Below are 7894 nucleotides of genomic sequence, written 5' to 3'. Positions count from 1 at the left end.
GTGCAATAATTTTGCTATGTTACCATAAACGCTGGGAAGAGCCGCTTCGGCGGCGGAGCCGCACTTCGCTCCCACGAAGCCTGCGGCTTCGGGCGATGCTGTCGCATCGCCGCCAGGTCTGCCGCATACGATGCGTCAGACTTAAGGCCGACAGGGCAGACGCATCTAAATAGTACGTGCAATAATTTTGCTATGTTACCATAAACGCTGGGAAGAGCCGCTTCGGCGGCGGAGCCGCACTTCGCTCCCACGAAGCCTGCGGCTTCGGGCGATGCTGTCGCATCGCCGCCAGGTCTGCCGCATACGATGCGTCAGACCTGTTAAGGCCGCTACCTTGCATTGACAGCAAAGCCGCAAGCGGCTAAGATAAATGGCTACAGTTTATACAATTATTATAGCCAATTACGAGGAAGTCATGTTCACCAATCGCGGCAAGGCGCTGACATTCGACGACATTCTGCTGATTCCCGGCTACTCCGAAATAACCCCGGACGCCGTTGACATCAGCACTTGGCTTACCCCCTCCATCCCCCTGCAAACCCCCCTGCTTTCAGCCGCCATGGACACAGTGACCGAATCGGCCATGGCCATTTCCATGGCCCGCATGGGCGGCATCGGCATTATCCATAAAAATATGCCGGTTGAAAAGCAGCGCCTGGAAGTGGAAAAAGTGAAGAAGAGCGAAAGCGGCATGATCCTGGACCCGATCACTGTTTCGCCCCGCAATTCCGTGCAGGAGGCTCTGGATCTGATGTCGGACTTCCGCGTTTCGGGCCTGCCGGTGGTGGACGGCGAATGTCTGGTGGGCATCCTGACCAACCGCGACGTGCGTTTTGTGGAAGACGCCCAGGCCGTGCGCGTGGCGGACGTGATGACCAGCAAAAACCTGATCACCGTGCCCATGGGCACCTCTCTGGAAGACGCCAAGCGGCATTTGCATGAGCACCGCATCGAAAAGCTTCTGGTGGTGGACGAGAACAAACGCTTGCGCGGCCTGATCACCATGAAAGACATCGACAAGGTTCAGAAATACCCCAATGCCTGCAAGGATGAGAAAGGCCGTCTGCGCGTGGGCGCGGCCATCGGCATCGGCAGGGATTCCGAAGCCAGGGCCGAGCAGTTGCTGGATGCCGGGGCGGACGTGCTGGTGCTGGATTCGGCCCACGGGCACTCAAGCAATGTGCTCACGGCCATCCGCCAGGTCAAATCGGCCTTTCCCCGCTGCCAGTTGATCGCCGGCAATGTGGCCACCTATGAGGGCGCGCGCGCCATTCTGGAGGCCGGGGCCGACAGCGTGAAAGTGGGCATCGGGCCCGGCTCCATCTGCACGACGCGCATTGTGGCGGGCGTGGGCGTGCCCCAGGTCACGGCGGTCATGGACGGCGGGCGCGCCGCGCGCGAGATGGACCGCTGCTGCGTGGCCGACGGGGGCATCAAATTTTCCGGCGATATTGTGAAAGCCCTGGTGGTGGGCGCGCATTCGGTGATGATCGGCTCGCTTTTCGCGGGCACCGAGGAAAGCCCCGGCGAAACCATTCTCTACCAGGGCCGCACCTATAAAATCTACCGCGGCATGGGCTCCATCGACGCCATGAAAGAAGGCAGTTCGGATCGGTACTTCCAGGAGCGCAGCAAAAAGCTGGTGCCCGAGGGCATTGTGGGCCGGGTGCCCTACCGCGGCCCGGTCATGGAGGCCGTCTATCAGCTCATGGGCGGCCTGAGATCGGGCATGGGCTATGTGGGCGCCAAAAGCCTGAAGGATCTTTTCGAGAACACCACCTTCTGCGAAATTTCCGCGGCAGGCCTGCGCGAAAGCCATGTGCATGACGTCATCATCACCAAGGAAGCGCCCAATTACCGCATCGACAACTAGAGCATAGTGCTTTTGAAACGCTCGCTCCGGCGCGTAACGGCGAAAGTAAATTTCGCCTGCGCCTATCGCTGCTGTCGTCATCCGTAAGGCGGCACAGCCGCCAACGGCTGACGCTCGCGGCGGGCATGGTTTCGCCCTGCCAGAGCGTTTAGAGCAATTTCACTTTGAAATTGCTCTGCTGACGCGAAAGCGGCAGCCGCAGCAACGCGGCGCACATTCAGGCGAAAACCGCGTTTTTCGCCTGAATGCCACCTTTAACTTTCATAAAAAGTCAAAGGTAATCTGCTCTAGCTGATTTCATGAGCAAAACGCTCTCGGCAGCCCCGCCCGCGTCGGGTATGACGCGCCGGGATCGCTTGAATCCACGGATTTTCGCAGAAGGAGTTTTTGTGGCGCACAGCAAGGTCATCATCATCGACTACGGCTCCCAGGTCACCCAACTCATTGCCCGCCGCGTGCGCGAGGCCGGGGTCTATTCCGAAATCCACTCCTGCGCGACCACGGCAGAGCAGGTGGCGGCCATGCGGCCCTCGGCCCTGATCCTTTCCGGCGGGCCTGCCAGCGTGGGCGAGGCTGACGCCCCCACCCTGGACCCGGGCTTTCTTGAGCTTGGCGTGCCAGTGCTGGGCATTTGCTACGGCATGCAGTTGCTGGCCCTGAACCTGGGCGGGCGGCTGGCCCAATCCCAGACGCGGGAATACGGCCCTGCCGACCTGACGCTGTGCGCGCCCTGCGCGCTCTGGGACGGCCTGGCAGCCGACAGCCCGAGCCGGGTCTGGATGAGCCACGGCGATAAAGTCCTTACCCCGCCGCCGGGCTTTGCGATCACCGGTCGCACGCCCAGCCTGGACGTGGCGGCCATGGCCGACGAGCAACGCCGGATTTACGCCGTGCAGTTTCACCCCGAAGTGCACCACAGCGTGGACGGCGAGCGTATTCTGCAAAATTTTCTGTTCAAAATTGCCGGCATCCGACCTGACTGGACCATGTCCTCTTTTGTGGAACGGGTCATCAGGGAAGCGGCCGAACAGGCGGGCGACAGCCATGTGGTCTGCGCCTTGTCCGGCGGCATTGATTCCACGGTGGTGGCAGTGCTGCTGCACCGGGCCATCGGCAGGCGGCTGCACTGCATCTTTGTGGATAACGGCCTTTTGCGCCTGGGAGAAGGCCGGGAGGTCGTCACTTATCTGCGCGAGCATTTCGAGCTCAATCTCACCTTTGTGCAGGCCCAGGATCGCTTTCTCTCGCGGCTCAGGGGCGTTGAAGACCCCGAAAAAAAACGCAAGATCATCGGTCATACCTTTATTGAGATTTTTGACGAGGAAGCCAAAAAGCTGCCCCAGGTGGACTTTCTGGCCCAGGGCACGCTGTACCCCGACGTTATCGAGTCCGTATCACACAAGGGACCGAGCGCGGTGATCAAGAGCCATCACAATGTGGGCGGCCTGCCGGAAAGCATGAAACTCAAGCTCATTGAGCCCCTGCGCGAACTGTTCAAGGATGAAGTGCGCAAGGTGGCGGTGGAGCTCGGCCTGCCTGACTCCATTGTCTGGCGGCATCCGTTTCCGGGGCCCGGTCTGGCTATCCGCGTGCTCGGCGAAGTGACCGAAGAGCGCTTGCGTATCCTGCGCCTGGCCGATAAAATCGTCCAGGAGGAGCTGCGCGAATCCGGCTGGTACCGCAAGGTCTGGCAGGGCTTCGCCGTGCTTTTGCCGCTCAAGACCGTGGGCGTGATGGGCGACGGCCGCACCTATGAGCATGTGATCGCCCTGCGCGTGGTGGACAGCGTGGACGCCATGACCGCCGACTGGGCGCGCCTGCCCGCGGAGCTCATCGAGCGCATGTCCGGTCGGATCATCAGCGAGGTCAAGGGCGTTAATCGCGTGGTCTACGACGTGTCCTCCAAACCGCCCAGCACCATAGAATGGGAATAAGAAGGAGGCGAGATGTTCGGAATAGGCAGCACGGAGCTCCTGGTCATCCTGGTGGTGGCCCTGATTGTGCTCGGCCCCAAGAGCCTGGCGAGCATTTCCCGCACCCTGGGCAAAGCTATGGGCGAATTCCGCAGGGTCTCCACGGACTTTCAGCGCACCCTGAATGCCGAAGTGGAACAGGAAGAGCAGGAAAAACGCAAAAAAGAGGCCGAAAAAGCCCAAAAAGCCGCGGCCGAAGCCCAAGCGGCCAAGGCCCCGACCGCGGATGCCTCTTCCGACGCTGCCACGCCCGGCCCTTCAGACGCTGTGGGCGCTGCCGACACTGCCGAGCCGCTATCCGCCGCCACTCTGGACTCCGAAACCATGCGTGAGGCCCCTGCTTCGCCATCCGTTGCCTCCGAACAAAGCCAGGCAGACTCAGATGAGCCACGGCCGGGCGCTGTTGCGCCGCCTGAGGGCAGTCCCCTGGCCCAAGCCGTGGCGCGGGCCAGGGCCGAAGCCGAGGGCGGGCGCGAAACACAGGAGCCTGCAACCTCCCACAAGGGCGGCAAAGCATGAGCGGGCCGGAGAAAGACAGCCTTTTGGACCCGCCCGCCGAAAGCGGCGCGACCGAGGGCAAGAGCCAGCCCGCCGCTGCTGGAAACGCGCCGGCGGAATTTACGGCGCAGATGCTTTCCGGGCCGGAATGGCAGCCGGAAAACTCTGCCGAGGCGTCGGCGCTCCCGGGGGCCGCGCCTGACGGGCCTTTTGCTCCCGCAGCGGGGCCGGACGACAACGCCTCGCCCTTCACGGACGCGCATAGGGACGCCCTGCCGGAAGAAGCGGCAGACGCTCCCCCAGAGCCGCCGTCGCCGCCTGTTCCTCCCATTCCGCCGGGCAGTTCCGCGCCTGTGCCCGCGCCGCCATCCGAGCCGCCAGCCCCGGGCGAGGGGCAAACGCCCGCCGTGCCGCAGGAGCAAGAGCCCGAACCCATGAGCCTTATGGAACATCTGGGCGAGCTGCGCATGCGCCTGGTGCGCTGCTGCATTGCCGTGGGGCTTGGCTTTCTGGCGTGCTGGGTCGTGGTGGACCCCATTTTCAACGCCCTGGTCAATCCCCTGATCGCCGTCTTGCCTCCCGGTTCCCACGCGCAGTACACCACCCTGCCCGAAGGCTTTTTCACCCGCATGTATATCGCTTTCATCGCGGGCGTGTTCGCGTCCAGCCCGGTGATTTTTTATCAGGTCTGGTCTTTCATCGCTCCGGGCCTTTATGAGGACGAAAAACGGCTGATCATCCCCATCGCCGTGGTTTCGGCCTTCTTTTTCATCTGCGGCGGGGCGTTCTGCTATTTTGTGGTTTTTCCCTATGCCTTCAGTTTTTTCGTGAGCTTTTCCACCAGCACCATTGTGGTCATCCCCAAGATCAGCGATTACTTGGATTTCGTGCTCAAGCTGATCCTGGCCTTCGGCCTGATCTTTGAAATGCCGCTGTTCGCCTTTTTTCTGGCGCGCATGGGCCTGGTCACCGCGGCCATGATGCGCAAGGCCCGGCGTTACGCGATCCTGGCCATTTTTGTGGTGGCGGCCATTCTCACGCCCCCGGATGTGGTTTCGCAACTGCTCATGGCCTGCCCCATGATTCTGCTCTATGAGCTCAGCATCGGCGTGGCCGCCGTGTTCGGCCGCAAGAAACGGGCGCCCGGGCCTGAAAAGAAGAAAAACGACGACGCCACAGGCGCGGAGGAAGCATGAGCGCAATGGCGCCTCGCACTGCCGCCAGAGAGCGGCAAAGCGCGGAGACCCGCATCCGGCTGGAAGTGAACCTGGACGGTCGCGGCCAAACCCGGATCAGCACCGGTTTCGGCCTGCTGGATCACATGTTGACCCTTACCGCCTTTTGGGCGGGCATGGATTTGCAGATTTCCTGCCAGGGGGATATGGATGTGGACGCCCATCACAGCGTCGAGGACGTGGGCCTGACCCTGGGCGCGGCGCTGCTGGAGGCTTTGGGCGACAGGACGGGCATCGCCAGAGTGGGCTACGGTCGCGTGCCCATGGATGAAGCGCTGGCAGAAGTGACCGTGGATCTTTCCGGCCGCCCCTGGCTGGAGTGGCGCGGCGACACACTTTTGCCGCCCATCCTGGCCGGAGAGGAAAAAGACCTTTGGCGCGAATTCTACAAAGCTCTGGCAAGCGGCGCGCGCTGCAATCTGCATGTGGCCTTTCTGTACGGCAAAAACGGCCATCATCTGCTGGAATCAGCGGCAAAGGGCCTGGGTCTTGCCTTGAATCAGGCCATGCAGATCCAGGGCACAACCATCAGAAGCACCAAAGGAGGCCTGGACTGATGCGATCTCGCCTGCATATGCTCGTTTTGTGTATTCTCTGCCTGGCGCTGGCCGCCGGGGCCTGCTCGCGCCGCCCGCGCAGCACGGCGGACGTGCCGCGGCCCATTTCGGCCAAATACGCCATATCCGTGGCGCCCTTCACCCAGCCGATCAACGCCAGCCAGCTTATTGTGGGGCGCATCCCCGAAGATCAGGGCCGCATCCCGCACGACATGCTCCTGGCCCTGGACATGCAGTTGCGCCATGTGCTGATGACCGACACCAAGCGCCAGTACACCTTCATTGCCCCCCAGAATCTGCCTCCGGATCTGACCGCCTTTCACAGTTCCGAGCAGCCGCAGGCCCTGCCCCGCTGGATTGACTACGGCAAGCAACAGGGCGCGCAGCTTCTGCTGATCCCGCAAGTGCTGGACTGGCACGAGCGCGAGGGCTCCAGGGCCGGGGTTACCCAATCCGCGCATGTGCGCGCGGAGTTCTTTTTGCTCAAGGTGGACGAAGGCACGCTGATGAACCGCTCCATTTATGAGGAAAAGCAGGTGGGCCTGACCGAAAACCTGCTCACTGTGGGCTCTTTCTTCAAGCGCGGCGGCGCCTGGGTCACGGCCGAAGATCTGACCGTGGACGGCATGCGCAAGGCTGTCAAGGATCTCGGTTTATGATTCTTTTTCCCGCAGTGGACATACAGGACGGCAAGGCCGTGCGTCTCAAACAGGGACGCGCGCATGAAAGCACGGTTTTTGCCGCGGATCCGGTCGCGGCCGCCAAAGCCTGGGAGGCGCGCGGCGCGCGCTGGCTGCATGTGGTGGATCTGGACGGCGCGTTTGACGGCGCGGCCCGCAGCCGCGCCATTGTGCAGCGCATTTGCCGGGAACTCGCCATCCCCGTGCAGTTGGGCGGCGGCATCCGGGACATGGCCACAGCCAGAGCCTACCTGGAAGCGGGCGTCACGCGCCTGATCATCGGCACTCTGGCCCTGGAGCAGCCCGAGCTGTTCGCCGGGCTCTGCCGCGCTTTTCCCGGGCGCATCGGCGTCTCGCTGGATGCCGATGCCGGACGCCTCAAAAGCCGGGGCTGGGCCACGGACACGGGCCTGACCGTGGACGACGTGCTGCCCCGGTTGCAGGAACAGGGCGCGGCCTTCATCATTTATACGGACATTGAGCGCGACGGCATGCAGTGCGGCGTCAACCTGCCCGCCCTGGAACATCTGGCCCGGCTCGCCCGGATGCCGGTCATTGCCGCCGGGGGCGTGGCCACCCTGGCCGACGTGCAAAAGCTCTATCCCCTGACGCAGACTACCAACCTGATCGGCGCTGTAAGCGGTCGCGCCCTGTACGAAGGCACGCTCACTCTGGAAGAGGCCAACGCCTGGATCGACGCGCAAATGGCCGTACACCGCGCCTGACGACCGCCGCCGCACTGCTGCGGGCGTGGTGCAATGAAAATATGCCTGCTTTTAGAGCGTTTTGCTAATAAAATTAGAGCAATTTGACTTTTATTTTATTTAAAAATCGTTTAGATTGCAGAGATGAAATTTGCATCTGAAGAAATCCGAACCAAGGCTGTTCATGCGTATCTTGATGGAAAAGCAACAGCCAGGCAATTGGCAGATATTTTAGGTTATACCCCGGCTAGCATCTGCAATTGGGTCAGAGCTTACCGTGAAAACCAACGATTATCAGCCAAACCCAATGGCCATCGCCCAAGTTGTTTCTCATGCGAGGAGATTCGGGAATTGCAAGCCCTTCTTGATAAAAA

The 7894-nt window shown here is 61.8% G+C and carries 8 protein-coding genes; all 8 read left to right on the top strand.

The genetic code is table 11. The annotated features are described in order from the left end of the window. Window positions 1–415: 415 nt before the first annotated feature. A complete protein-coding gene (guaB, locus tag G7Y52_RS07485) occupies window positions 416–1873 on the top strand; it encodes an IMP dehydrogenase (RefSeq protein WP_165069271.1) in 1458 nt (485 codons plus the stop codon). Window positions 1874–2211: 338 nt separating this feature from the next. Next, window positions 2212–3807 (top strand): glutamine-hydrolyzing GMP synthase, encoded by a 1596-nt coding sequence (guaA, locus tag G7Y52_RS07480; RefSeq protein WP_165069247.1) that lies wholly within the window; start codon window positions 2212–2214, stop codon window positions 3805–3807. Between the two features lie 12 nt (window positions 3808–3819). Further along, the gene (gene tatB, locus G7Y52_RS07475; protein ID WP_165069219.1) at window positions 3820–4365 is read left to right on the top strand and encodes a Sec-independent protein translocase protein TatB; all 546 of its coding nucleotides are present in this window, start codon (window positions 3820–3822) and stop codon (window positions 4363–4365) included. After that, window positions 4362–5540, top strand: a complete 1179-nt coding sequence (gene tatC / locus G7Y52_RS15250) for a twin-arginine translocase subunit TatC (protein ID WP_241159644.1) — start codon at window positions 4362–4364, stop codon at window positions 5538–5540. The genes tatB and tatC overlap by 4 nt, the downstream gene beginning before the upstream one ends. Window positions 5541–5545: 5 nt before the next feature. Further along, window positions 5546–6136 (top strand): imidazoleglycerol-phosphate dehydratase, encoded by a 591-nt coding sequence (locus G7Y52_RS07465; protein WP_165069222.1) that lies wholly within the window; start codon window positions 5546–5548, stop codon window positions 6134–6136. Then, the gene (locus tag G7Y52_RS07460; RefSeq protein ID WP_165069215.1) at window positions 6136–6795 is read left to right on the top strand and encodes a hypothetical protein; all 660 of its coding nucleotides are present in this window, start codon (window positions 6136–6138) and stop codon (window positions 6793–6795) included. The genes G7Y52_RS07465 and G7Y52_RS07460 overlap by 1 nt, the downstream gene beginning before the upstream one ends. Further along, entirely contained in the window at window positions 6792–7541 is a 750-nt protein-coding gene (gene hisA, locus G7Y52_RS07455; RefSeq protein WP_165069211.1) for a 1-(5-phosphoribosyl)-5-[(5-phosphoribosylamino)methylideneamino]imidazole-4-carboxamide isomerase, read from the top strand. The genes G7Y52_RS07460 and hisA overlap by 4 nt, the downstream gene beginning before the upstream one ends. A gap of 123 nt (window positions 7542–7664) precedes the next feature. Next, on the top strand, window positions 7665–7894 hold a 230-nt coding region (locus tag G7Y52_RS07450; RefSeq protein ID WP_165065509.1), incomplete at its 3' end, for a helix-turn-helix domain-containing protein.

It is taken from the genome of Desulfovibrio sp. ZJ200 (assembly GCF_011039095.1).
Classification (GTDB): domain Bacteria; phylum Desulfobacterota; class Desulfovibrionia; order Desulfovibrionales; family Desulfovibrionaceae; genus Desulfovibrio.
Note: the sequence above shows the minus strand (reverse complement) of the source record. Positions and strands in the feature narration are given on the sequence as shown.